A 229-nucleotide genomic window follows, 5' to 3' on the forward strand; every position below is an offset into this window, starting at 1 on the left:
TCCTGAAGGTGTGCGAGCTTATCGCCGAAACCAGCGCGAAAGACAAAACGGCGTCGTTCCTCTACGCGCTCGGCTGGACCCAACACTCTGTCGGCGCGCAGAACATCCGTACCATGGCGATGGTTCAGCTGCTGCTCGGCAACATGGGGATGGCAGGCGGCGGCGTGAACGCCCTGCGTGGTCACTCCAACATTCAGGGTCTGACCGATCTTGGTCTGCTGTCTCAAAG

Annotated in this window: 1 protein-coding gene; it reads left to right on the forward strand. The window is 60.3% G+C overall.

Annotated features, from left to right (window positions below; all coding sequences use genetic code 11):
* On the forward strand, positions 1-229 hold a 229-nt coding region (locus ACPYOJ_RS37265; RefSeq protein ID WP_481420669.1), incomplete at both ends, for a hypothetical protein.

The sequence above is a fragment of the Rhizobium sp. SVR5-9E genome (assembly GCF_056755095.1).